General features: G+C 64.5%; 18 protein-coding genes and 1 pseudogene. 11 read left to right on the forward strand and 8 right to left on the reverse strand.

All coding sequences use genetic code 11. The annotated features are described in order from the left end of the window. The first annotated feature begins 281 nt into the window (after nt 1–281). Nucleotides 282–1,547 (forward strand): Hsp70 family protein, encoded by a 1,266-nt coding sequence (locus ACPEE1_RS02940; protein WP_423935143.1) that lies wholly within the window; start codon nt 282–284, stop codon nt 1,545–1,547. A 21-nt stretch (nt 1,548–1,568) separates the two neighbouring features. Here the strand turns inward: ACPEE1_RS02940 and rsmI are convergent, their stop codons facing one another. Continuing rightward, nucleotides 1,569–2,501, reverse strand: coding sequence for a 16S rRNA (cytidine(1402)-2'-O)-methyltransferase (gene rsmI / locus ACPEE1_RS02945; protein WP_182343919.1), 933 nt, complete (start codon nt 2,499–2,501; stop codon nt 1,569–1,571). Here rsmI and ACPEE1_RS02950 point away from each other — a divergent pair. The 3 genes and pseudogenes from ACPEE1_RS02950 to ACPEE1_RS02960 form a co-directional block, all read left to right on the forward strand. Continuing rightward, nucleotides 2,492–2,938, forward strand: a complete 447-nt coding sequence (locus ACPEE1_RS02950) for a YraN family protein (protein ID WP_339521042.1) — start codon at nt 2,492–2,494, stop codon at nt 2,936–2,938. The two genes, rsmI and ACPEE1_RS02950, sit on opposite strands and share 10 nt — an antisense overlap. Before the next feature lie 188 nt (nt 2,939–3,126). After that, on the forward strand, nt 3,127–3,726 hold the full coding sequence (locus tag ACPEE1_RS02955; RefSeq protein WP_116927665.1) for an SIS domain-containing protein: 600 nt from the start codon (nt 3,127–3,129) through the stop codon (nt 3,724–3,726). Continuing rightward, nucleotides 3,726–4,385, forward strand: a pseudogene (locus tag ACPEE1_RS02960) (BON domain-containing protein); the annotation flags it as partial. The gene ACPEE1_RS02955 and the pseudogene ACPEE1_RS02960, both read left to right, overlap by 1 nt. Nucleotides 4,386–4,591: 206 nt before the next feature. Here ACPEE1_RS02960 and ACPEE1_RS02965 read toward each other — a convergent pair. From ACPEE1_RS02965 to ACPEE1_RS02980, 4 genes are all read right to left on the reverse strand, one after another. After that, complete coding sequence (locus ACPEE1_RS02965) at nt 4,592–5,518, reverse strand: NAD(P)-dependent oxidoreductase (RefSeq protein WP_021027360.1); 927 nt, start codon at nt 5,516–5,518, stop codon at nt 4,592–4,594. A gap of 76 nt (nt 5,519–5,594) precedes the next feature. Beyond that, entirely contained in the window at nt 5,595–6,731 is a 1,137-nt protein-coding gene (locus ACPEE1_RS02970; RefSeq protein ID WP_116927663.1) for a PilT/PilU family type 4a pilus ATPase, read from the reverse strand. 73 nt (nt 6,732–6,804) lie between these two features. Next, complete coding sequence (locus tag ACPEE1_RS02975) at nt 6,805–7,413, reverse strand: cyclic nucleotide-binding domain-containing protein (protein ID WP_021027362.1); 609 nt, start codon at nt 7,411–7,413, stop codon at nt 6,805–6,807. Nucleotides 7,414–7,520: 107 nt separating this feature from the next. After that, nucleotides 7,521–8,564 carry a type IV pilus twitching motility protein PilT gene (locus ACPEE1_RS02980; protein ID WP_021027363.1) on the reverse strand — a complete coding sequence of 348 codons (1,044 nt, stop codon included), beginning with the start codon at nt 8,562–8,564 and terminating at the stop codon, nt 7,521–7,523. Between the two features lie 83 nt (nt 8,565–8,647). Between ACPEE1_RS02980 and ACPEE1_RS02985 the strand changes: the two genes are divergently transcribed. From ACPEE1_RS02985 to ACPEE1_RS02995, 3 genes are all read left to right on the forward strand, one after another. Continuing rightward, nucleotides 8,648–9,376, forward strand: a complete 729-nt coding sequence (locus tag ACPEE1_RS02985) for a YggS family pyridoxal phosphate-dependent enzyme (RefSeq protein ID WP_182343914.1) — start codon at nt 8,648–8,650, stop codon at nt 9,374–9,376. Between the two features lie 105 nt (nt 9,377–9,481). Continuing rightward, on the forward strand, nt 9,482–10,618 hold the full coding sequence (locus ACPEE1_RS02990) for a pyridoxal-phosphate-dependent aminotransferase family protein (RefSeq protein WP_116927661.1): 1,137 nt from the start codon (nt 9,482–9,484) through the stop codon (nt 10,616–10,618). A gap of 82 nt (nt 10,619–10,700) precedes the next feature. Beyond that, entirely contained in the window at nt 10,701–11,117 is a 417-nt protein-coding gene (locus ACPEE1_RS02995) for an FKBP-type peptidyl-prolyl cis-trans isomerase (RefSeq protein ID WP_116927672.1), read from the forward strand. 58 nt (nt 11,118–11,175) lie between these two features. Here the strand turns inward: ACPEE1_RS02995 and ACPEE1_RS03000 are convergent, their stop codons facing one another. Both ACPEE1_RS03000 and norR read right to left on the reverse strand, forming a co-directional pair. Next, nucleotides 11,176–11,778 carry a zinc-ribbon domain containing protein gene (locus tag ACPEE1_RS03000; protein WP_423935148.1) on the reverse strand — a complete coding sequence of 201 codons (603 nt, stop codon included), beginning with the start codon at nt 11,776–11,778 and terminating at the stop codon, nt 11,176–11,178. 27 nt (nt 11,779–11,805) lie between these two features. After that, on the reverse strand, nt 11,806–13,425 hold the full coding sequence (norR, locus tag ACPEE1_RS03005; RefSeq protein ID WP_423935150.1) for a nitric oxide reductase transcriptional regulator NorR: 1,620 nt from the start codon (nt 13,423–13,425) through the stop codon (nt 11,806–11,808). A 141-nt stretch (nt 13,426–13,566) separates the two neighbouring features. On the opposite strand from norR, the gene hmpA reads away from it, so the two are divergent. Then, entirely contained in the window at nt 13,567–14,742 is a 1,176-nt protein-coding gene (hmpA, locus tag ACPEE1_RS03010; protein ID WP_423935152.1) for an NO-inducible flavohemoprotein, read from the forward strand. Nucleotides 14,743–14,894: 152 nt separating this feature from the next. Here hmpA and ACPEE1_RS03015 read toward each other — a convergent pair whose 3' ends face one another. Further along, nucleotides 14,895–15,146, reverse strand: coding sequence for a DUF3297 family protein (locus ACPEE1_RS03015; RefSeq protein ID WP_133858265.1), 252 nt, complete (start codon nt 15,144–15,146; stop codon nt 14,895–14,897). Nucleotides 15,147–15,307: 161 nt separating this feature from the next. Between ACPEE1_RS03015 and ACPEE1_RS03020 the strand changes: the two genes are divergently transcribed. The 3 genes from ACPEE1_RS03020 to ACPEE1_RS03030 all read left to right on the forward strand — a co-directional run bounded on the left by ACPEE1_RS03020 (nt 15,308) and on the right by ACPEE1_RS03030 (nt 21,798). Then, nucleotides 15,308–16,633 carry a DUF445 domain-containing protein gene (locus ACPEE1_RS03020; RefSeq protein ID WP_021025983.1) on the forward strand — a complete coding sequence of 442 codons (1,326 nt, stop codon included), beginning with the start codon at nt 15,308–15,310 and terminating at the stop codon, nt 16,631–16,633. 343 nt (nt 16,634–16,976) lie between these two features. Next, nucleotides 16,977–19,046 carry a ligand-gated channel protein gene (locus ACPEE1_RS03025; protein ID WP_423935155.1) on the forward strand — a complete coding sequence of 690 codons (2,070 nt, stop codon included), beginning with the start codon at nt 16,977–16,979 and terminating at the stop codon, nt 19,044–19,046. 706 nt (nt 19,047–19,752) lie between these two features. Further along, entirely contained in the window at nt 19,753–21,798 is a 2,046-nt protein-coding gene (locus tag ACPEE1_RS03030; protein ID WP_423935157.1) for a ligand-gated channel protein, read from the forward strand. Nucleotides 21,799–21,816: the final 18 nt, after the last annotated feature.

The following is a 21,816-nucleotide window of genomic DNA, read 5'->3' on the forward strand; positions in this document are numbered from 1 at the left end:
GTCGCGGCGCGAGGAGACTTTGAACAGGTTCTTAAGGGGTTATGGTTTGCCTGCGGTCGCTGCATGCGCTTGCCCTATAATTTTCCGGTCGCGGCGCGCAAAGACCGTTCTTGCAGCGCACGCCTGGGTCAACCGACTCCGTGTCAGGCCAGTCGCATTTGGGCCTCTGCATCCGCTAGGGTACAGAGGCTTTTCCCTTTTTATACCGGCACCGGATCTGCATTTTTGCAACCGGCATGCCTTGATTTTTTCGTCCGATTCCCGCGTCGGATCTGGTCTTTATGTCATCTGCATCCGCCATCTTGGGCATTGATTTCGGCACTTCCAATTCGGCCATGGCGTTCAAGGCCGACTTGGCTGCGCCCGGGCCCTCGACACTCCTGCAGGCCGAGGGCGCCGCGCAAGCGATGCCGACGGCCGTGTTCTTTAACACCGAGGACCACAGCACCCACTATGGGCGCGACGCCGTCTCGCGCTATCTGGAAGGCACTGAAGGGCGGCTGATGCGCTCGCTCAAAAGCCTGCTGGGCAGCGCGCTGATGCAGGAGAAAACGGTGGTGCACGGCAAGCTGGTGGCCTACCAGGACATCGTGGCGCTGTTTGTGCAGCAGCTGGCCGCTACGGCCGAGCGCCAGATGGGCCATCTGCCCAGCACCGTCGTCATGGGCCGGCCGGTGCATTTTGTTGACGAGGACGCGGGGCGTGACCAGGCGGCGCAAACGGCCTTGCAGCATGCCGCGCAGGCAGCAGGCTTCAAGGATGTGCGCTTCCAGCTGGAGCCGATTGCCGCAGCGCTGGACTATGAGCAGCGCATTGCCAATGAGGCGCTGGTGCTGGTGGTCGACATCGGCGGCGGTACCTCGGACTTCACCGTGGTGCGCCTGGGCCCCGAGCGCCGCAACAAGCCCGAGCGCAGCAGCGATATTCTGGCCACCACCGGTGTACACATTGGCGGCACCGATTTTGACCGGCGCCTGAGCCTGATGGCGGCCATGCCGCTGTTGGGCCTGCAGCATGTGGGGCCCAGCGGGCGCGAGGTGCCCAGCGCGGTCTTCCATGACCTCTCCACCTGGCACCTGATCCAGTGGCTGTACAGCCCGCAGCGCCAGCGCGAGGTGCAGGCGCTGCGCAGCAGCTACAGCGATACGGCTCTGCATGACCGGCTGGTGCGGCTCTTGCAAGAGCACTGGGGCCACCGCCTGGCCAATGCGGTCGAGGAAACCAAGATCGGCCTGTCCAACCACCAGCGCGTGCAAAAGCTGGAAGTCGATTGGCTGGAGCCGGGCCTGAGCCCCGAGGTCTGGCCCGACGATCTGCAGCAATGCCTGCAGGCATTGCTGGCCCAGGTGGCGCAGTGCGCGCTGGACTGTGTGCAGGCCGCCGGCCTGCAGCAGGGGCAGATCGATGCGATCTACCTGACCGGCGGTTCATCGGCCTTGCAGCCGCTGCGCGCGGCGCTGGCGCAGGCTTTTCCCGATACCCCGCAGGTCGAGGGCGATCTGTTCGGCGGTGTGGCGGCGGGCCTGGTGCACGGCCAGGCGCTTTAAACCTCAGCGCAGCAGCGGCGATCAGTCGTCGCCTTGCTCGGCATCGCGCTTCCAGGCGAGTGCCGTGTCATATAGCGCATTGCGCGGCGCGCCGGTGATGTCGGCGGCCAGCTTGACGGCGGTCTTGGTCGGCAGCTCGGCCAGCAGCAGCGCCAGCACGCGGTGGGCATCGGCCAGGCCATCGGTTTGCACCGCCTGCGGGTGCAGCAGCAGTGCAAACTCGCCCTTGCTGCGGTGCGGGTCGGCCGCCAGCCAGCCGGGCACATCGGCCGCAGCCATGGTGGCAATGTCTTCAAACTGCTTGGTCAGCTCGCGGCCCAAGGTCACGGGCCGCTCCTGCAGCACGGCCAGCGCCTGGGCCAGGTCGGCAATGCGGTGGGGGGCCTCCAGCAGCACGAGGGTGCGCGGGTCTTGCGCCAGTTGGGCGACGGCCTGCTGGCGCTCCTGCGCCTTGGTGGGCAGAAAACCGATAAATGCAAAGCCGCTGCTGGCGCCTTCACCGGCCACCGCACCGGCGGCACTGACCAGCGCGGTCACGCTGCTGGCGCCGGGCAGGGGGCTCACGCGCAGGCCCGCGCGCGCCACAGCGGCGGCCAGGCGCGCGCCCGGGTCGCTGACGCCGGGCGTGCCGGCATCGCTCACATAGGCAATGCGCTGGCCTTGCTGCAGGCGGTGGATGACCTGCTCGGCCGCCTCGGCCTCGTTGTGTTGGTGCAGCGCAATCAGCTGGCCGCCCGACTTGCCAACGCCATAGGCGCGTAGCATGCTGTGGGTGTGGCGGGTGTCCTCGCAGGCGACGGCATCGGCCAGCTCCAGCACATGCAGCGCGCGCAGGGTGATGTCGGCCAGGTTGCCGATGGGCGTGGCCACCACATACAGGGTGGAGGCAGGGTAGTGCTGGGTGCCGGCGGCAGCCTGGGCTGCTTGCAAAGCGGAGGTGAAAGATGCAGACACCGTGGAAGATCCTTGAAAAATGGCGCGGCCAGGGCCCGTCTGCTGCATCGCCCGGCGCCACCAGCGAAGGGGCAGACAACAGCAAGCTGCGTGGCCAGCAGGCAGAAGATGCCGCGCTCCATTATCTCCAACAACAGGGGCTGCGCCTTTTGGCGCGCAATTACCGCACGCCCGGGCGCGGCGGCGGCGAGATCGATCTGGTGATGCAGGAGCGCGATGGCACCGTCGTGTTTGTCGAGGTGCGCCAGCGCCAGCACAGCGGCTTTGGCGGTGCGGGCGGCAGCATTGGCAGCACCAAGCAGCGGCGCATTATCCTCGCCGCCCGCCACTACCTGGCCAGCCTGCGCCAGCAGCCGGCCTGCCGCTTCGATGCGGTGCTGGTCGAGCAGGAGATCGTCTGGCTGCGGGCGGCCTTTGATGTGCCAGAAGGGGGCTAGGGCCCTCTGCAAAATTCGCTGCTTGGTCTGAACGCGGGCTCGTGCGATTCGCGCCCATCCCATGGGGCGAGGGTGGTGCAAAGGGCCCTGAAGCGCGCAGTTGCTGGGCTTTGCATGCGCATGGAGACTGAGAAAAGTCATCATCCCGACCCAAGGGGGAAACCGGCCAAGGTTATCATCGGGCCTCCATGCTTGAGCAACACATCCAACAGCACTTTATCGATAGCGCCGATCTCCACTACCAGGTGTCACAGGAGATGAGCGAAAGCGTCGCCAGCGCGGTCTACGCGCTGCTCGCCTGTGTGACCAGCGGCAACAAGGTGATGTGTTGCGGCAATGGCCTGTCCTGGGCGCAGGCGGCGCAATTTGCCGCCATGTGCGTCAGCGGCATGGAGCGCGAGCGCCCCGAGCTGGCGGCCCTGGTGCTAGACAACGATGCACTGGCGCAGGCCCAGCTGGGCAGCAGCCTCACGCCCGAAGGCCTGCCGCAGGCGCTGGCGCGCCAGGTGCGAACTTTGGGCCAGCCTGGCGATCTACTGCTGGTCATCAGTGCCGATGGCCATGACAGGGCCCTGTTGGGTGCGATCGAGGCGGCGCATGAGCGCGACATGTCGGCCGTGGTGCTGACCGGTCGCACCGGCGGCCTGCTGGCCAATGCCTTGAGCGAAACCGATGTACTGATGCGCGTGCCGCATGACCGCAGCACCCGCGTGCGCGAGGTGCACCAGCTGGTGCTGCACTGTCTGATTGACGGAATCGATACCCAATTGTTAGGAGAAGAGGAATGATGCCTGTGTCTTGGAAGCGATTGACCCTGTGTCTGGTGGCGACCGGCGCCGTCGCTGGGGCCGTGTCCGGCTGCGTTCCGCTGGTGATCGGCGGCGCTGCCGTCGGCGGCACGGTGATGGCGATCGACCGCCGCACCGCCGGCATCCAGGTGGAGGACGAGAGCATTGAGATGCGCGTGGCCAGCGCCATCCGCGAGCGTGCCGGCAATGACGGGCATATCAATGTCACCAGCTACAACCGCCAGGTGCTGCTGACCGGTGAGGCGCCCAACGAGGCCTTCAAGCAAAAGGCCGAAGAGGCCGCCAAAACCGCGCAGAATGTGCGCTCCGTCGTCAACGACGTGGGCGTGATGTTCAACTCCAGCCTGTCGCAGCGTTCGACCGATACCCTCATCACCGGCAAGGTGCGCGCGAGCATCATCGACGCCAAGGACCTGAGCTCCAGCGCCATCAAGGTGGTGACCGAGCGCAATGTGGTCTACCTGATGGGCCGGGTGACCGAGCGCGAATCCAAGCGTGCGGCCGAAATCGCACGGGGCGTGGCCAATGTGCAAAAGGTGGTGCGCGTGTTCGAGGTGATCAGCGAGGAAGAGCTCAAGTCGCTCAGCAACAACCGCAGCACCGGCAATGCCGCCCCGGTTGTCAACGACAGCAGCGCATCGGCCATCACCACCCAGCCTGCGACCGTGGTGCCCGCACCGGCAGCGCCTGCGGCAGCGCCGGTGTCAACGGGCGTGACCACCTCGCCGGTCAACACCACGCCGGTGCAACCGCTCAATGATGGTTTCACGACCAAGCCCTGATCTGCACAGATCCTCCAGCAAAAAGGCCGCATCAGCGGCCTTTTTGCATAGGGTGATCCGTATCAGGCCTTCTTGCCCAGGCGGGTGATCAGGCTGGACGTATCCCAGCGGTTGCCGCCCGATTGCTGCACATCGGCATAGAACTGGTCGACCAGGGCCGTGAGCGGCAGGCGCGAGCCGTTGCGCTTGGCCTCGTCGAGCACCAGGCCCAGGTCCTTGCGCATCCAGTCCACGGCAAAGCCAAAGTCGAACTTGCCCTCGACCATGGTCTTGCCCCGGTTTTCCATCTGCCAGCTTTGCGCTGCGCCCTTGCTCACCACGTCCAGCACCTGGGGCATGTCCAGGCCGGCATTCATGCCAAAGGCAATCGCCTCGGACAGGCCTTGCACGACACCGGCGATGCAGATCTGGTTGACCATCTTGGCCAGCTGGCCCGCACCGCTGCTGCCCAGCAAGGTGAAGGCGCGCGAGAAAGCCATGGCCACCGGCTTGACGGTGTTGAACACGGCCTCATCGCCACCGCACATGACGGTGAGCTGGCCGTTGACGGCCCCGGCCTGGCCGCCGGAGACGGGCGCATCGATAAAGTGCAGGCCCTGGGCCTGGGCCGCGGCATAAAGTTCACGGGCCACATTGGCCGAGGCGGTGGTGTGGTCGACAAAGATGGCGCCGGGCTTCATGCCGGCCAGCGCGCCATCGGCGCCCAATACGACCGAGCGCAGGTCATCGTCATTGCCCACGCAGCAGAACACGATATCGGCGCCGGCAACGGCCTCGCGCGGCGTGGCCGCATGGCGGGGCGCCTTGGAGCTGGCAAATTCGTCGCACCAGCCTTGCGCCTTTTGCGCGGTGCGGTTGTAGACGGTGACCGCGTGCCCGGCCTGGGCCAGGTGGCCCGCCATGGGGTAGCCCATGACGCCCAGGCCCAAAAAGGCGACGTTCAGGGAAGGGGTGCTGTCATAGCTGCGTGCTTGAATACTCGATGCCATTGCGGTGACTCCAAAAAGAGCGGCACCCAAGGCGGGCCTGGGTGCCGTGTCGCTGAAAACCCAAAACGCTGACAGCTTAAACGATTGTCAGGTGCTCCGTGCCCTCGGCCAGGTCACTGCGCTTGGCGCGCTGGCTGCCCAGCTTGATCTGCAGGCGCAGGTCGTTGACCGAGTCGGCGTTGCGCAGCGCGTCTTCGTAGGTGATCATGTTGGCCTCGTAGAGGTCAAACAGCGCCTGGTCAAAGGTCTGCATGCCCAGGTTGCGGCTTTTCTTCATGATCTCCTTGATCTCGCCCACTTCGCCCTTGAAGATCATGTCGGAGATCAGCGGCGAGTTGAGCATTACCTCGACGGCGGCGACGCGGCCCTTGCTGTCCTGCTTGCTCAAAAGGCGCTGCGACACCAGGCCGCGCAGGTTGAGCGACAGGTCCATCAGCAGCTGCGCGCGGCGCTCTTCGGGGAAGAAGTTGATGATCCGGTCGAGCGCCTGGTTGGCGCTGTTGGCGTGCAGGGTGGCCAGGCACAGGTGACCGGTTTCGGCAAAGGCCACCGCGTGCTCCATGGTTTCGCGGTCGCGGATTTCGCCCATCAGGATGACGTCGGGCGCCTGGCGCAAGGTGTTTTTCAGCGCCGCTTCCCAGTTGTCGGTGTCCAGGCCCACTTCGCGCTGGGTCACGATGCAGTTCTTGTGCGGGTGGACAAATTCCACCGGGTCTTCGACGGTGATGATGTGGCCGTAGGAGTTTTCGTTGCGCCAGTCGACCATCGCCGCCAAGGTGGTGGACTTGCCCGAGCCGGTGGCGCCCACCATGATGCACAGGCCGCGCTTGGTCATCGCCAGGTCCTTGAGCACCTGGGGCACGCCCAGGCCGTCAATCGTTGGCAGGGTCAATGGAATGGTCCGCAGTACCAGACCCACATGGCCTTGCTGCATGAAGGCATTGACCCGGAAGCGCCCGATGCCCGAGGGCGAGATCGCGAAATTGCATTCCTTGGTCTTTTCGAACTCGGCGACCTGCTTGTCGCTCATGATCGAGCGGGCCAGCGTCAGCGAGTGGGTGGGCGACAGCGGCTGGCTGGAGACCTTGGTGACCTTGCCATCGATCTTGATGGCCGGCGGAAAGTCAGCGGTGATGAACAAATCGCTGCCATTGCGCTGCACCATCAGCTTCAACAGGTCGTTGATGAACTTACTGGCCTGATCCCGTTCCATGACAATCCTCTCTGCGCTCCGTTATTGTTGCGGATGCAGCAGAAGCGCCCTGGGAACGGCCGCCCTGAGGGGCTCAGGGTTCGATCCGGGCGCTGGTCTGCCGCAGCCGCGTGGAGAGTTTGCGCGTGAACAGGGCCAGCAAATAGGCGGCCGTGGACGCGTCCAACTCCATCATGGCATCCAGTGTATCGGCCTTCAGCACGGCCAGTGCACAGTCGGTGGTGGTGGTGCACGAAGAAAAACGCGGACTGCTGTCAAACAGAGACATTTCGCCCAGCACTTCGCCGGGGTGGGTGTCGGCCAGGTGCACGCTCTGGCCATTGGCGAGTTGCCGATCGACCCGCACCTGGCCGCTCAGCACGATCAGCAGGTAGTCGCCCAGCTCGCCTTGCTGGATCAGGGTTTGCCCGGCCGGCACCTGGTAGAACTCCAGGTACTGCACCATCTGGTCGATAAAGGGCGATTGCAGCAAGGACAGTGCCGCATCCTGGGCCCAGACCATGCGCAGCGCGGTGGCCGGGTCGGCCGGGGCCAGCAGCTGGGCGTGGATGGCCTTGCGGCGCTGGCTCCAGAGCACATAGGGGACCTCCGATGTGCTGGCCTGCTGGAAACCATGGAGGAAGAAGCCGGTGTCTGCCTCGGCGGCATCGTCTGCCGGGGATGCGGAATGCAAGCGGTTCATGGCCCAGGGTCTCCTTTGATCCCGCAAAGCATAAAGGGCACCTGCGGTACTGGCAATGACCGCTGGTGCCCTTCGTGCAACCGTTTGTCAGTTGGTGACTGTGGCGATTAGCCCGGGAAGTTCTCCGGCGTCTTCGCCTTGGCGCGGGCCTCGGCCGGGCTGATCACATTGCGGCGCACCAGGTCGGTCAGGTTCTGGTCCAGCGTCTGCATGCCCATGCTATTGCTGGTCTGGATGGTGGAATACATCTGCGCGACCTTGGCCTCACGGATCAGGTTGCGGATGGCGGGCGTGCCCAGCATGATCTCGTGGGCGGCCACGCGGCCCTGGCCGTCCTTGGTCTTGCACAGCGTCTGGGAGATCACAGCCTGCAGCGATTCGGACAGCATCGCGCGGACCATTTCCTTTTCTTCGGCGGGGAAGACGTCGATGATCCGGTCAATGGTCTTGGCGGCGCTGGAGGTGTGCAGGGTGCCGAACACCAAGTGGCCGGTTTCTGCGGCCGTCATCGCCAGGCGGATGGTTTCGAGGTCACGCATTTCGCCCACCAGGATCGCGTCCGGGTCTTCACGCAGCGCAGAGCGCAGCGCGGCGCTGAACGACAGCGTCTGCGGGCCCACTTCGCGCTGGTTGATCAGGCATTTCTTGGACTCGTGCACGAATTCGATTGGGTCTTCCACCGTCAGGATGTGGCCGTATTCGTTTTCGTTGAGGTAGTTGACCATGGCCGCCAAGGTGGTGGACTTGCCCGAGCCGGTCGGCCCGGTCACCAGCACCAGGCCGCGCGGCTTGAGCGACAGGTCGGCAAAGATCTTGGGGGCGTTGAGTTGCTCCAGGGTCAGGATCTTGCTCGGAATGGTCCGGAACACGGCGCCCGAGCCACGGTTCTGGTTGAAGGCATTGACACGGAAGCGGGCCAGGCCTTCGATCTCGAACGAGAAGTCGACCTCGAGAAACTCTTCATACTGCTTGCGCTGGGCATCGCTCATGATGTCGTAGACCATCGCATGGACCTGTTTGTGGTCCAGCGGATCGACATTGATGCGGCGCACATCGCCATGGACCCGGATCATCGGCGGCAGGCCTGCAGACAGGTGCAAGTCCGACGCTTTATTTTTGACACTGAATGCCAGCAATTGGGTGATATCCACTGCAGTTCCCTCGTTGTTTTGGTACGCTTTGCGTGCAAGGCCTCGTTGTCAACCAGTTCCAAGGCCGTGCATATTTTTACATTATGAGCACGATTCCCGAAAAAATTCAGCAGGTTCGCCTGCAAATCGACAACGCCTGTCGTGCCAGCGGCCGGCCCGAGGGCAGCGTGCAGCTGCTGGCCGTCTCCAAGACCTTTGGCGTGGACGCCATTGCCGAGGCGGCCGAAACCGGCCAGCGCGCCTTTGGCGAAAACTACATCCAGGAAGCGGTCGAGAAGATCCGCTATTTTGCCGAGCATGACAGCTGGAAGGACCAGGGCCTCATCTGGCACTGCATTGGCCCGATCCAGAGCAACAAGACGCGCCTGGTGGCCGAGCACTTTGACTGGGTGCATACGGTGGACCGGCTCAAGACGGCTGAGCGCCTCTCCGCCCAGCGGCCCGCGCAGCTGGCACCGCTGCAGGTCTGCATCCAGCTCAATGTTGATGGCGGCATCACCAAGTCGGGCGTCGCGCCGGCCGAAGCCGCGGCGCTGGTGCAGCAGATTGCGCAGATGCCCCAGCTGCAGCTGCGCGGCGTGATGAGCATCCCCGATGTGCTGCCCGACTTTGCCGCCCAGCTGGCCGTGCACCAGCGCGTCAAGGCCGTGTTCGATGACATCGCCGCACTGGGCCTGCCGCAGCTGGCGCAGTGGGACACCATCTCGCTGGGCATGACGGCCGATCTGCAGGCCGCCGTCGAGGCCGGCTCGACGATGGTGCGTGTGGGCAGCGGCATCTTTGGCCAGCGCGACTACGGCAGCGCCCACTGAAGGGCCCCCTCTGCCAACCCGCCAGCCCCGCAGCAGCGCTTGAAGCTGCGTGCTAAGCTGGCCCCCGATTGTTCTGTGTACCCCTCAAATAGACAGGAGACCCCCATGCCAGGATTGCTACCCGACGTTGACCCCGATGGCCTGTTGGAGTTTTCGGTGGTCTACACCGACCGCGCGCTCAACCACATGTCGCACCGCTTTATCGGTGTGATGGGCGAGGTGCTGCGCATCCTCAAGACCACCTACCACGCACACACGGCCGTGATCGTGCCGGGCAGCGGCACCTTTGGCATGGAGGCTGTCGCCCGCCAGTTTGCCAACCGCGCCAAGGTGCTGATCGTGCGCAATGGCTGGTTCAGCTACCGCTGGACGCAGATTTTCGACGAAGGCGGCCTGGGCGGCAGTGCGGTGATCTGCAAGGCCCGCCCCCAGGGCACGGGCCCGCAAGATGCCTGGGCCCCATGCCCGGCCGAAGAAGTAGCCGCCGCCATCCGCAAGGAAAAGCCCCAGGTGGTGTTTGCCCCGCATGTCGAGACGGCCAGCGGCATTGTGCTGCCCGACGACTACATCCAGACCATCAGTGCCGCGGCGCATGAGGTCGGCGCGCTGATGGTGCTCGACTGCGTGGCCAGCGGCGCGATCTGGGTGGACATGCAAAAGACAGGCGTCGATGTGCTGATCACCGCGCCGCAAAAGGGCTGGAGCGGCCCGCCTTGCTGCGCGATGGTGATGCTGTCCGAGCGTGCGCGCAAGGCCATCGAAGATACCAAGAGCAGCAGCTTCTCTTGCGACCTGAAGAAGTGGATGCAGATTGCCGAAGGCTACGAAAAGGGCCAGCATGCCTACCACGCGACCATGCCCACCGATTCGCTGGTGCAGCTGAGCAAGGTGATGCAGGAGGCCGAGGCCTATGGCCTGGACAAGCTGCGCAAGGAACAGACCCAGCTGGGCAAGGAAGTGCGCGCACTGCTCAAGGCGCGCGGCTTTCCGAGCGTGGCGGCGCCAGGTTTTGAGGCGCCCGGCGTGGTCGTCAGCTTCACCACCGACCCCGAGATCCAGAACAGCAAGAAGTTCGCCAGCGTGGGCCTGCAGACCGCCGCTGGCGTGCCGCTGATGTGCGACGAAGGGCCGGAGTTCAAGACCTTCCGCATCGGCCTGTTTGGCCTCGACAAATGGCATAACGTCGATCGCACCGTGGGCCATCTGCGCCAGGCGCTCGATGGTTTGGGTATCAAGGGTTAACTTGTGTTTTTAACGTGTTCTGCGCCTGCTATCCGGGTGCAGAATGCTGGTTTTTCTGAAGAACATTGGATTGGATTTCGCCATGAAAGCATTGACCGCCAGCGCCCTGTTCGCTGCCATCGCCCTGACCGCCGGCTTTGCCCAGGCACAAAGCAAGCCTGTGACGACCAAGAGCGGCCTGGTGTTTGAAAGCATCAAGGACGGCACCGGCGCCAGCCCCAAGGCCAGCGACACCGTCAAGGTGCACTACAAAGGCACCTTCCCCGACAGCGGCAAGGAATTTGACAGCTCCTACAAGCGTGGTGAGCCGATTGAGTTCCCGCTGCAAGGCGTCATCCCCTGCTGGACCGAAGGCGTGCAGCTGATGAAGGTTGGCGGCAAGGCCAAGCTGACCTGCCCGGCCTCCATTGCCTATGGCGCCCGTGGCGCGGGCGGCGTGATCCCGCCCAACGCCACCCTGAACTTTGAAGTGGAACTGCTGGGCATCAAGGGCCAGTAAACGCCGCTACTCACAAGCTAAAAAGCCTCCGCGTCTTGCTGGCGCGGAGGCTTTTTATTTAGTCGCTTTTACTGTCAGTGGGCATCAATGCGTCCTTGTTGCGCAGCGCTTCCACCAAGGCCAAGGTGCCCGGGTAGTCCGGAATCAGCCGGAGCGCAGCATTTTTGAGCTGGCCTAAGCGATCACGACTCTTGAGCGTGCCTTGTGCATGCAGCGTTAGCGATGCATCGACCAACTGCTGCAACTCATCTGGGGTCGGCTTGGCAAGCAGAGTCAAAGCGGAATAGCGTTGAAACGCGCGTTTGGCGGCCATGCGCTGCACACGGCATTCGGGGCAATGCACGCAGTCGGCGTCTACGTAAAACTGCAACACTTCAAACCAGTGTCTTTGTTCGGCCGCAAAAAAGATGAAGGGACGTTTGCAGCTACGACAGGTTTTGCGCATGTCGACATAGCACTCGCGCGGGAAGATGCTGAAATTCTGCTTGCTGGTATCCGCCATCAGCACCGATTCTGGAAAAATCTCCTCGGATTTATAGGACCAATGGCACTGCAAAATGGCCTTTTCTGAGACGCCTTGCACATGCGATGGCATGGGTGCACTTCCATAGCGCGGGTGCGGTACAAAGTCAGTTGACTGGCTGTGCTTTTTCTTTTTCATGTGCCTCATGTGCGGATGCTGTCCGGCTTAGTGTCGTTCAATCCCCAACCGCTTGGCCAGCCGCTGTAGGTTGGCGCGGTCCAGTTGCAGCTCGCGCGCGGCGGCGGCCCAGTTGCCGTTGTGGCGGGCCAGGCTGGCGCTGAGCAGCTGGCGCTCGTAGCGCTCCACCTGGGTGCGCAGGCCCAAGGTCTCGGCACTGGCTGTTAGCCCTCCGGCCACTTCGGCCATTTCGGACGCGCGCAGGGGCGCGATAAGGCCCGTTGCCTGCTGGCCGGGCGGCAGCGGTGCGGCGGCGGCGCCGTCCCACAGGTCTTCCTCGCCAATGCTCAGCATGCGGGGTTTGCTGCTGTCCTTGCGCTGGCCCAGGGTGCGGCTGAGCGCCTTGAGCACGGCGCGGCTGATGCAGTGCTCCAGCTCGCGCACATTGCCGGGCCAGGGGTAGCGCAGCAGGGCGGCCTGGGCGGCGGCATCGAGCCGCAGACCGCCCAGCTGCAGGCGGGCGCGGTTTTCTTCGAGAAAGCAGCCGGCGAGGACCAGGGTGTCGCTGTCCCGCGCGCGCAGCGGCGGCACCACGACCGGGTAGACGCACAGGCGGTGGTAGAAATCGGCGCGCATGCGGCCGGCCTGCACTTCGGCGGCCAGGTCGCGGTTGGTGGCGGCAATCACGCGCACATCGACCTGGTGCTCGCGGTCCGAGCCCAGGCGCTGCAGCTGGCCGCTTTGCAGCACGCGCAGCAGCTTGGCCTGCACCGACAGCGACAGCTCGCCGACCTCGTCGAGGAAAAGAGTTCCATGCTGGGCCTGCTCGAACTTGCCGCGCCGCTCGCTCAACGCGCCGGTGAAGGCGCCGCGCACATGGCCGAACAGCTCGCTCTCGACCAGGTTGTCGGGCAGGGCGGCGCAGTTGATGCTGACCAGCGGTTGTGCCGCACGCAGCGACTGCGCATGCACGGCCTGGGCGACCAGCTCCTTGCCGGTGCCGGTCTCGCCGGTGATCAGAACGCACAGGTCGCTGGCGGCGACCAGCGCAATGCTGCTTTGCAGCTGGCGGATCGCAGGGCTGGTGCCCAGGATCTGGCGGCTGCGATCCGCACCCGGGCTGCGCGGCGCCGGCGCGCTGGCGCTGCGGGCAGCCTGGGACAGCTGCTGCACCCGCTCGGCCGTGGCCACGGTGGCGGCAGCCAGGTTGCTGAAGGCCTGCAGCAGTTCGAGCGCATTGCCATCGGCAAAACGGTCGGGCTCCAGCGCATCCAGGGTCAACAGGCCCCAGGCCAGGCCCCCGGTCTGCAGCACGCAGCCCATGCAGTCATGCACATGCAGCTCACCCGGGGTGGTGATCAGGCCGTCATAGGGGTCGGGCAGGGGGCTGTCGGGCGCAAAGCGCATGGCCTGGCCAGCGGCCAGCAGCTGGGCCAGGCGCGGGTGCTCGGCCACCTTGAAGCGCCGGCCCAGCGTATCGGGCACCAGGCCATCGATGGCCACGGGCTCGAGCCATTCGCCGTTGAGGCGCAGCAGCGCCACTGCATCGGCGGGCAGCAGGGTGCGCAGGGCCGCAAGCAGGCGGCGCAGGCGCTCGCGCTCGGGCAGCTCCTGGGCCAGATCGGCCACCAGCGGAATGACCGCGTTGAGGATTTTGGAGGATGTCAAAACGACTCGGGGTGTCAAAAACACAGCATTTAGGTGATGTCAGTATGACTGCATGCATTGTGCAAGGTATTGATATTCCACAAACCCGGTGTTGGCACGCTGCATGCATTGTCAAGACCAACCACATGCAAGGAGAGTTAGATGCTGAGCGATAGCCAAAAACAGATCATCCAGGCCACCGTCCCGCTGCTGGAGACCGGCGGCGAGGCGCTGACCACACACTTCTACCAGATGATGCTGAGCGAGTACCCCGAGGTGCGCCCGCTGTTCAACCAGGCCCACCAGCAAAGCGGTGCCCAGCCCCGTGCGCTGGCCCATAGCGTGCTGATGTATGCCAAGCATATCGACAAGCTGGAGAACCTGGGTGACCTGCCCGCGCAGATCATCAACAAGCATGTGGCGCTGCAGGTGCAGCCAGACCAGTACCAGATCGTTGGCAGCTGCCTGCTGCGCGCGATCCGCGAGGTGCTGGGCGCCGAGATCGCCACCGATGCAGTGATCGATGCCTGGGCCGCTGCCTACACCCAGCTGGCCGACATCCTGATCGCTGCCGAGGCCAAGGCCTATGACGACATTGCCCATACGGAAGGCGGCTGGCGCGGTGCGCGCACTTTCAAGCTGGTGCAAAAGGTGGCCGAGAGCGCCGAGATCAGCTCCTTCTACCTGGAGCCGGTCGATGGCCAGGCCGTGATCGCCCACCAGCCGGGCCAGTACATCGGCCTGCGCGCCATCGTGGGTGGCACCGAGCAGCGCCGCAACTACTCGCTGTCGGCCCCGAGCAATGGCCGCAGCTATCGCATCAGCGTCAAGCGCGAGCCCGGTGGCAAGGTCTCCAACTACCTGCATGACCTGCAAGTGGGCGACACCTTGGAGCTGTTTGCACCGGCCGGCCATTTCACCTTGCAGGCGAGCGAGCGCCCGCTGGTGCTGATCAGCGGCGGCGTGGGCATCACCCCCACGTTGCCGATGCTCGAAGCCGCGCTGCAGACCGAGCGCCCCATCACCTTTATCCACTGCGCCCGGGACAGCGCCGTGCATGCCTTCCGCCCGCAGATCGATGCGCTGGCCCAGGCGCACCGCCAGCTGCAGCCGCTCTATGTGTACGACAAGGTGGCCGAGGGCGAGGCGGTGGCTGCCCAGGGCCATCTGACCGAGGACCTGCTGGGCCAGTGGCTGCCCGCCTCGCGCGATGCCGATGTCTACTTTCTCGGCCCCAAGCCCTTTATGCGTTCGGTCAAAGCCTCGCTGCACAAGCTCGGCGTGCCCGAGGCTCAGGTGCGCTATGAGTTCTTTGGCCCAGCCGAGGCGCTGGCCTGATCGCAAGCTTCTGAAGCGCTGAGGCGCGCGCCATCGACCGCGCCACATGCAAAAACCCGAGCCATGCTTGCCTTGAAAGGCCAGCGTGGGTCGGGTTTTCGTTTTACCGGGCCGCATTCTATGCAGCCCAGCGGGGGCGATCAGGCCAGGACTCAGTCCTTGTAATAGGCCTCGACCTTGCCCTTGAGCTTGATCAGCAGGGGCTTGCCCTTGCGGTCCACGGTCTTGCCGGCAGGCACCTTGACCCAGCCTTCGCTCACGCAGTATTCCTCGACATCCACGCGCTCGGTGCCGTTGAAGCGGATGCCGATGTCGTGGTTGAAGACCTCGCGCACAAAGTGCGGGCTCTTGGGGTCGATGGACAGGTGGTCGGGCAGTTCGGGGCGGGCAGTGGTATCGGTCATGGTTGGGTGCAGAAGAGAACGCGGCCCTGGGCCGCACAGGCCGCCATTGTCCACACTTTGTCGGCACCTCGCCCGGTGGAGGGAAACCCGCGGGCATGGCAGGCAAGCCGCGCAGTTGGCTGACTTGGCAAGCCCCGCTGCTTGCCGCTACAGTGGTCGCCATGCCTTTGCTACTGACCGACGAGCAGCAGCGTTTGCTGCGCCGCGCCAAGCTCACCCCGTTGCTGCTGCTGCTGCTGGTGGCCTTGCTGTTCATCGTGGCCAGCTGGTGCCTGGGCCAGCCCTTTGCGCAGTCACGCCACTGGCAGCTGGCGCTGCGCTGCCTGCGGGCGATGACCGAGGCGGGCATGGTCGGCGCGCTGGCCGACTGGTTTGCGGTGGCCGCGCTCTTCAAGCACATCCCGATACCGTGGATCTCGCGGCACACGGCCATCATTCCGCGCAACAAGGACCGCATTGGCGAGAACCTGGCCGTCTTTGTGCGCGAGCGTTTTCTCGATGGCGACTCGCTGGTGCAACTGGTGCGCACGCACCAGCCGGCCGACAAACTGGCGCAGTGGCTCAAGTCGCCCGCCAACGCCGAGCTGCTGGGCCACCAGGTGGCGCGCCTGGCCGCCGCTGCGCTGGCCACGGTGCAGGATGCGCAGGTCGAGCGCTTCATCAAGCTGGCGCTGCGCACCTTGCTCGGCCAGATCGATCTGTCGCAGTCGCTGTCCAAGGTGCTGGCGGTGCTGACGCACAACGGCCGCCACCAGGTGCTGCTGGCGCAGGCGCTGGACAAGCTCGTCGAGCTGCTGCACGAGGCCGAGACCCGCGCCCTGATCGCGCAGACCATTGCGCATTGGCTCAAGACCGAGCACCCGCTCAAGGAAAAGATGCTGCCCACTGGCTGGCTCAGCGACAAGGGCTCGGCGATGATTGCCAGCAGCCTGGAGCACCTGCTCGACGCCATTGCCGACAACCCCAGCCATGTGCTGCGCGCCAAGTTTGACCAGACCATGCAGGAATGGGTGGAGCGGCTGGCCCAGGACCCCGCCTGGCATGCCAAGGGCGAGGAAGTGCGCCGCTACCTGCAGCACGACCCTGCTGTGGGCCAGTATGTGCAGGAGCTGTGGCAAAGCCTGCGCGCCAGCCTGCAGGCCGACCTGGCCAACGAGCATTCGGCGATGGCGCGCAATGTGCGCGGCATGGGTCTGTGGCTGGGCAAGTCGCTGGCGGGCGACGCGGCGCTGCGCACCGCACTCAATACGCGCATGGAGCTGTGGGTGCGGGAGCTGGCGCCCGAGATTTCGCAGTTCTTCGGCACCCATATTGCCGACACCGTCAAGCGCTGGGATGCGCGCGAGCTGGGCGAGCTGATCGAGTGGAACATTGGCCGCGACCTGCAGTACATCCGCATCAATGGCACCTTGGTGGGCGGGCTGATCGGCTTTGCGCTGTTCTGGCTGGGCTGGCTGGTGAACCACCTGGGTGCGGGCTCCGTGTAGGTAAAACCGCAACAGTGGGCGGCGTCTATGCTTCACGCCGGCTTCACATTAGTGAACACTTCTTTATTGTTCTATATAATAAGAAGCATTCGCATTTGCTAAGCGTCAATCCACGTTCTTCGTTGCCCAGCCAGGTGGCGCCAGCCATCTCCATGCCGCACAGCCCGGCATGCACGCCAGGGCGGCCCAGGCTCAGCCCGTCCTGACCCTGCCGCGCCGCGACTGACCGCGCCAACCCCCCGCGAATAACCGCTGGCCCTGCGCTTGCGCCTTTGCCTGCTCGTTACGAGCGAGCAGGTAGCGCTGCCGCATGCCATACCTTGATCTGAAACGGAGTTTTTCCATGACCGCCCGCCCCCTCTGTGCAGCCCTTGCTGCCCGCCATTCCTTGCTGTTGCACGCCAGCCCGTCGCCGCGCAGTGCCGTGCCCCATGCATGGCGCGCCACGGCGCTGGTGGCCGCTGCCCTGCTGGCTGCGGGCCCTGCGCTGGCGCAGACCGAGGCGGAGGCTGACAAGACCTTGTCGACCGTGGTGGTGACGGCCTCGGGCTTTGAGCAGGCGGTAGAAGATGCACCGGCCTCGATCACGGTGATTCCGCGCCAGGAGCTGGAGAAAAAGGCCTACCGCGATGTGACCGATGCGCTGCGCGATGTGCCCGGCGTGGTCATCACCGGCGGCGGCAGCTCCAGCGACATCAGCATCCGGGGCATGGCCTCGAACTACACAATGATCCTGGTGGATGGCAAGCCGCAAAACTCGCGCGAGACCCGCCCCAACAGCGATGGCGCCGGCATCGAGCAAGGCTGGTTGCCGCCGCTCAGCGCCATCGAGCGCATCGAGGTGGTGCGCGGCCCCATGTCCTCGCTTTACGGCTCGGATGCGATGGGCGGTGTGGTCAACATCATCACGCGCAAGGTGGCCAAAGCGTGGACCGGCACCCTGAGCGCCGAGACCACGCAGCAGGAGTCTTCATCGTCGGGTGATATCTACCAGAGCAACTTCTACCTGGCCGGCCCGATCAAGAGCGAGGTGCTGGGCCTGCAGATCTACGGCCAGAAATCGCGCAGGCTGGAGGACAGGTTCGTCGGCGGCTTCAACGAGCAAGACAGCAGCTCGGGCACCGCCAAGCTCACGCTCACGCCCAACAAGGACCACGACCTGGCGCTCGAAGTGGGCCGCACCCTGCAGGACCGCTATGCGACGGCCGGCAAGAGCGCGAGCCGCGCCTCCAGCTACTCGGACTATGCGCGCAACCACATCGCCCTCTCGCACACCGGGCGCTGGGGCTTTGGCACCTCGACCACCTACCTGCAGCACGAGGAGATCGACAACCCAGGCCGCCAGATGAACCTCAAGAACACCGAGTTCAACAGCCAGATCGTGGTGCCGATCGGCGAGCGCAACCTGACCACCTTGGGCCTGAGCTACAAGCATGAAAAGCTCGTGGACAACGGCAACCAGATGAAGGTCGACAACCCGATCAACACGCTCAAGCGCTACCAGTGGGCGCTGTTTGCCGAGAACGAATGGCGGGTGACCGATGCGATTGCGCTGACCACCGGCCTGCGCATGAACCATGACCAGAACTACGGCACCGATTGGACGCCGCGCGTCTATGGCGTCTGGCATGCAACGCCCGAGTGGAGCGTCAAGGGCGGCATCTCGACCGGCTTCAAATCGCCCAGCCTGCGCGCTGCGGTGGCCGATTGGGGCCAGATTACTGGCGGCGGCGGCGACCCGGCCATCATCCGAGGCAATCCCAACCTCAAGCCCGAGAAAAGCACCAGCCAGGAGCTGGGCGTGATCTGGGACAACCGCCGCGATTTCACCGGCAGCCTGACCTTGTTCAACACCGACTTCAAGGACAAGATCACCGAGGTGCGCAGCTGCGAGGACACCGAGGGCGGCGGCCGCGCCATCGTCACTGGCAACTGCACGGTGCTGGGCACGCCCTACAAGTTCATCAGCGACCGCACCAATGTGGACAAGGCCACCATGCGCGGCGTGGAGGCGACCGCCACCTGGAAGGCCAGCGAAGCGCTGCGCCTGGCGGCCAACTACACCTTCACCCGTTCGGAGCAAAAGAGCGGCCGCTTTGCCGGCCAGCCCCTCAACAAGATGCCCAAGCACATGCTCAACGCCACCCTGGACTGGCAGGGCACGGACAAGCTGGGCGTCTGGAGCCGCCTCAACTTCCGGGGCAAGAGCTCGGATTACCTCAGCCGCACCTCGATGGCCAAGGGCACGCCGTCCTTCAGCTTCATGGACCTGGGCCTGAACTATGCCTACAGCAAGGATGTGCGCTTGAGCACCGGCATCTACAACCTGTTTGACAAGCGGGTCGATAGCGCCACCTATGACGCAGTCTATGACGGCCGCCGGTACTGGGCCAAGGTGACGGTCGGGTTTTAAGAACCTGTTCAAAGTATCCTCGCGCCGCGACAGTGTCTTTGCGGGATGGGATGCTAGGGGGCGCCCAGCCGCGCAACACCGCAGCAATAGCCGCGCTATTGCGAGGATTTGCAACAACGCAGACCGCCCCTGCCCGGGCGGCCCTAGCCGGGCGCCCGCAAAGCCACTGTCCCGAAGGGTTGGAGTGAAATCGGGCGATTTCTGCGCGCTGGCCCTTGCTTGCACCCCGGTGCAAGCTGCGTTCCATCCCTTCGAACTCATCCCGATTGCACTCCAACGCGGCTGCGTAGAGACTTTGAACAGGTTCTAAGGCTGTAGCTTTTAAACCATAGCCAATTGCTGGCGCCGCCGCAGGGGCGCCAGCAGCCGCAAACCCGCGCCCCGCCTGGCTGTCACGCGGCAGCACAGGGAGGTGAATTGGTTGCGCCCGAAATAACTTTACAGTCGCGAAACTTCGCAAACCGTAACAATTCTTCATCAATCTATATAATGAGAACTATTCGCATATAAACGTCTCGCGTCCCTCTTGCTGCCTATCGCGCGATAGCGCAGCCATGCCTTCCCGGGACGGCGCCCTGACAAGCGCCGTGACCGCAGACCTGCACAACAAGCGAAGCATCGCTGGCCCGCCGCCAGTGCCTGCGGGTGGTCTCCATCTGCAGGCGCCTGGGGCGAGCTGTTGTCTACCTGATTACCGATTATTCCCATGTCCTCCTCTGCCCCGTTGGCAGCGGGTCGCGCGCCAGCACGGCCTCTGCGTCTTGATTTCCACCCACTGCCATCGGCACCCCAGCGCCATGCACTGCGCGCCATCGCGGGCGTGGTGGCCGGCATGCTGGTCCATGGCGCAGCGGCCGCGCAGACGGCCGATGCCGAAGGGCAAGCTGCCAGCGACAAAACGCTGGGCACCGTGGTGGTGACAGCTGCAGGCTTTGAGCAGGAAGTGACCCAGGCGCCGGCCTCGATCACCGTGATTCCGCGCGAGAAGCTCGAGCAGGGCGCGTACAGCAACCTGCACGACGCGCTGCGCGATGTGCCCGGCGTCATCATGACGCCCTCGGACAACAACTCCAACGACATCAGCCTGCGCGGCATGGGTGCCAACTACACCTTGATCCTGGTCGATGGCAAGCGCATGAGCACGCGCGAGACGCAGACCAATGGCTCGACGGGGACCGACCAAAGCTGGGTGCCGCCGCTCGAAGCGATCGAGCGCATCGAGGTGGTGCGTGGGCCCATGTCCTCGCTCTACGGCTCGGACGCGATGGGCGGCGTGGTCAACATCATCACGCGCAAGGTCGCCAAAGAGTGGCATGGCTCGCTGCGTGCCGACGCCACCTTGCAGGAGCGCTCGGCATCGGGCAATGCCTACCAGAGCAACTTCTACCTCTCGGGCCCGATCAAGGACGAGCTGCTGGGCATCAGCCTCTACGGCAACTACAGCAAGCGCGACGAAGACCGCATCTACCAGGGCTACAACGACAGCGATACCAAGGCGCTCAATGCCCGCATTGCGCTCACGCCCAACAAGGACCACGACATCATTGCCGAAGTGGGTTCGGCCAGGCAGCACTTCATCTCCACCCCCGGCAAGACCTTGCTGGAGACCGGCGAGCTGTCGGACCGCAAGTTCGAGCGTGAGAATTACTCGCTGCAGCACAAGGGCCGCTGGGGCTGGGCCTCGTCCGATACCTATGTGCAGCATGAGAAGACGCGCAATATCTCGCGCGAGATGACAATCAAGAACACGGTGGCCAACAGCAGCTGGGTGATTCCGGTGGGCGACGCGCACATCGTCAGCACCGGCTTGTACTACAACAAGCAGGACCTGACCGACACCACCACCAACACCTTGCCCGGCAGCAACCGCACCACCGCCGACCGCACCCAGTACGCCTGGTTTGCCGAAGACGAATGGCGCCTGCGCGAGGACTTTGCGCTGACCGGTGGGCTGCGCTATGACCACGACAGCAAGGGCGGCTCGCAATGGAGCCCGCGCCTGTATGGCGTGTGGAACCTGAGCCCGCGCTGGACTGTCAAGGGCGGCGTCTCGACCGGCTTCCGCGCCCCATCCTTGCGCCAGACCCTGGGCGACTGGGGCCAGGCCAGCCGAGGCGGCAATATCTATGGCAACCCGGATCTGAAGCCGGAGAAATCGCTGTCCAAGGAAGTGGGCGTGCTCTACAACGATGGCGCCGGCCTGTCGGCGGGCCTGACGGTGTTTGACAATGACTTCCGCGACAAGATCACCCGCATTGCCTGCCCCGAGTGTGGGCCGCTGAATTCGTCCGGCAACACGCCCACCACCAATGTCAATATCGACAAGGCGGTGACGCGCGGCATCGAGGCAACGCTGACCACGCCGCTGGCGCGCAACCTGGACCTGAACTCCAGCTACACCTTCACCAAGTCCGAGCAAAAGAGCGGCGAGTTTGCCGGCCAGCCGCTGTCGCAGCTGCCGCGGCACATGCTCAATGTTGCGCTCGACTGGAAGCCGTCGGACCGCTGGAACGGCTGGACCAAGCTCTCCTACCGGGGCAAGGAAAGCCAGCCCACTGGCGGCCGCTCGGCCCGCACCTGGGTCGCTGGCAGCTATGCGATGTTCGATGTGGGCGGCTCGTTCCACTACAACAAGAACACCACCTTCTTTGCCGGCATCTACAACCTGTTCGACAAGGACGTGTACTACGAAGACTACGCCACGGTGCAGGATGGGCGCCGTTACTGGGTCGGCATGAACCTGAAGTTCTAAACCACCGCGCGGCGCCCC

It is taken from the genome of Comamonas sp. 23, from assembly GCF_049601575.1.
GTDB classification, from domain to species: domain Bacteria; phylum Pseudomonadota; class Gammaproteobacteria; order Burkholderiales; family Burkholderiaceae_C; genus Comamonas; species Comamonas squillarum.

What these genes read in the sequence shown, in the direction of transcription:
- ACPEE1_RS02940 (WP_423935143.1), top strand. Translation starts at nt 282, where the DNA reads ATGTCATCTGCATCCGCCATCTTGGGCATTGATTTCGGCACTTCCAAT.
- ACPEE1_RS02950 (WP_339521042.1), top strand. Translation starts at nt 2,492, where the DNA reads ATGCAGACACCGTGGAAGATCCTTGAAAAATGGCGCGGCCAGGGCCCG.
- ACPEE1_RS02955 (WP_116927665.1), top strand. Translation starts at nt 3,127, where the DNA reads ATGCTTGAGCAACACATCCAACAGCACTTTATCGATAGCGCCGATCTC.
- ACPEE1_RS02965 (WP_021027360.1), bottom strand. Translation starts at nt 5,518, where the DNA reads ATGGCATCGAGTATTCAAGCACGCAGCTATGACAGCACCCCTTCCCTG.
- ACPEE1_RS02970 (WP_116927663.1), bottom strand. Translation starts at nt 6,731, where the DNA reads ATGGAACGGGATCAGGCCAGTAAGTTCATCAACGACCTGTTGAAGCTG.
- ACPEE1_RS02975 (WP_021027362.1), bottom strand. Translation starts at nt 7,413, where the DNA reads ATGAACCGCTTGCATTCCGCATCCCCGGCAGACGATGCCGCCGAGGCA.
- ACPEE1_RS02985 (WP_182343914.1), top strand. Translation starts at nt 8,648, where the DNA reads ATGAGCACGATTCCCGAAAAAATTCAGCAGGTTCGCCTGCAAATCGAC.
- ACPEE1_RS02990 (WP_116927661.1), top strand. Translation starts at nt 9,482, where the DNA reads ATGCCAGGATTGCTACCCGACGTTGACCCCGATGGCCTGTTGGAGTTT.
- ACPEE1_RS02995 (WP_116927672.1), top strand. Translation starts at nt 10,701, where the DNA reads ATGAAAGCATTGACCGCCAGCGCCCTGTTCGCTGCCATCGCCCTGACC.
- ACPEE1_RS03000 (WP_423935148.1), bottom strand. Translation starts at nt 11,778, where the DNA reads ATGAAAAAGAAAAAGCACAGCCAGTCAACTGACTTTGTACCGCACCCG.
- hmpA (WP_423935152.1), top strand. Translation starts at nt 13,567, where the DNA reads ATGCTGAGCGATAGCCAAAAACAGATCATCCAGGCCACCGTCCCGCTG.
- ACPEE1_RS03015 (WP_133858265.1), bottom strand. Translation starts at nt 15,146, where the DNA reads ATGACCGATACCACTGCCCGCCCCGAACTGCCCGACCACCTGTCCATC.
- ACPEE1_RS03020 (WP_021025983.1), top strand. Translation starts at nt 15,308, where the DNA reads ATGCCTTTGCTACTGACCGACGAGCAGCAGCGTTTGCTGCGCCGCGCC.
- ACPEE1_RS03025 (WP_423935155.1), top strand. Translation starts at nt 16,977, where the DNA reads ATGACCGCCCGCCCCCTCTGTGCAGCCCTTGCTGCCCGCCATTCCTTG.
- ACPEE1_RS03030 (WP_423935157.1), top strand. Translation starts at nt 19,753, where the DNA reads ATGTCCTCCTCTGCCCCGTTGGCAGCGGGTCGCGCGCCAGCACGGCCT.